This is a genomic window from Vibrio sp. 2096 (assembly GCF_033339595.1).
In the GTDB taxonomy this organism is placed as follows: Bacteria; Pseudomonadota; Gammaproteobacteria; order Enterobacterales; family Vibrionaceae; genus Vibrio; species Vibrio alginolyticus.
On sequence record NZ_JAWOUX010000084.1, the window covers coordinates 1 to 1,153 of the forward strand.

General features: G+C 42.2%; 2 protein-coding genes and 1 pseudogene. 2 read left to right on the forward strand and 1 reads right to left on the reverse strand.

The features are described 5' to 3' along the window. Positions 1–25: 25 nt before the first annotated feature. Together R7Q41_RS24215 and R7Q41_RS24220 are read left to right on the forward strand one after the other, a co-directional pair. Positions 26–433, forward strand: coding sequence for a DUF3293 domain-containing protein (locus tag R7Q41_RS24215; protein ID WP_318144731.1), 408 nt, complete (start codon positions 26–28; stop codon positions 431–433). A gap of 53 nt (positions 434–486) precedes the next feature. After that, a complete protein-coding gene (locus R7Q41_RS24220) occupies positions 487–969 on the forward strand; it encodes a putative 4-hydroxy-4-methyl-2-oxoglutarate aldolase (RefSeq protein ID WP_005460676.1) in 483 nt (160 codons plus the stop codon). On the opposite strand, the pseudogene R7Q41_RS24225 reads toward R7Q41_RS24220, so the two are convergent. Beyond that, positions 966–1,153: pseudogene (locus tag R7Q41_RS24225) on the reverse strand (ribonuclease regulator); the annotation flags it as partial. The gene R7Q41_RS24220 and the pseudogene R7Q41_RS24225 sit on opposite strands and share 4 nt — an antisense overlap.

Below are 1,153 nucleotides of genomic sequence, written 5' to 3' on the forward strand. Positions count from 1 at the left end.
AACTGTTATTAATCGTTTAAGAGTTATGATAGAAAAAAGTAATACGAACATAGATGTATCGTTATGGAATGCTTATTCAGAATCTTTTTTTCATTTTGAGGCTGAATGGCATACGTCAAGTTATGCGGTGATAACTGCTTGGAACCCCTACAGTAATTTGCGGTCAAAGAAAGAGAACTGCATAAGTAATCAAGAGTTAGAAAGACAACTTAAACACGCGAATTACGTGCTCGTTAACGTAGGTGATCGCAGCTTTGAATTGTGTGAAGAGAGTTTTGCGGCGGATATATCATTAGAAGAGGCTGTGCGATTGGCAAAAGTGTTTCAACAAAATGCCATTTACTATGTGATAGATGGTGATCTTTACTTAGTTGCGTGCGCGGCACCGAGCAAAAAACATTGGCTAGGAAAAATTAACGACAGGCTCGTATAACAGGATATCTCTCGTTGGGGTTATGCCCGAGCGAGCAAATTCACGGAGGAAATATGAGAGACATAACACCAGATATTTGTGATCAATTTGAAGACCAAGTGACGTTGCTAAATTTACCGCTACAGAACTTTGGTCAACGTACCGCCTTTCATGGCGAAATTGTCACAGTGCGTTGCTATCACGATAATTCTAAAGTACGTGAAGTTCTAGAACAGGATGGCACTGGCAAAGTCTTGATTGTTGATGGACACGGTTCCTGCCAAAAAGCGCTGCTTGGTGATCAGCTGGCGATACTCGGTATCGAAAATGGTTGGGAAGGTATCATCGTGTACGGAGCAGTGCGTGATGTGGCACAAATGTCGCAAATGGACATAGGAGTGCAAGCGCTGGGTACATGCCCGTTTAAAACGGAAAAGCGTGGTGTGGGTGAAGTCAACGTGACGTTAACGATGCTGAATCAAATTGTTCAACCAAAACATCATGTTTATGCCGATTGGAATGGGGTGTTGATTTCAAAAGAAGCACTCGATTTTTAAAATCGGAAACCTAAACCTACCTCAAAGCCTTGTTGCCAATCTTGGTAATCCAACGTCGCGTGAATGTCTAACTTATCGGTAATTTTCACGCGGCTAGAAAGTTCAGCAGCGAGGCTACTGTCTTCGGTTTGAATGCCGTTGCTATTCTCAGATTTGTAAGATCTTACGGTACTTTTTACGGTGA

Excerpts from the sequence above, each read along its gene's own strand:
- R7Q41_RS24220 (WP_005460676.1), top strand. The coding sequence starts at position 487 with ATGAGAGACATAACACCAGATATTTGTGATCAATTTGAAGACCAAGTG.
- R7Q41_RS24215 (WP_318144731.1), top strand. The coding sequence starts at position 26 with ATGATAGAAAAAAGTAATACGAACATAGATGTATCGTTATGGAATGCT.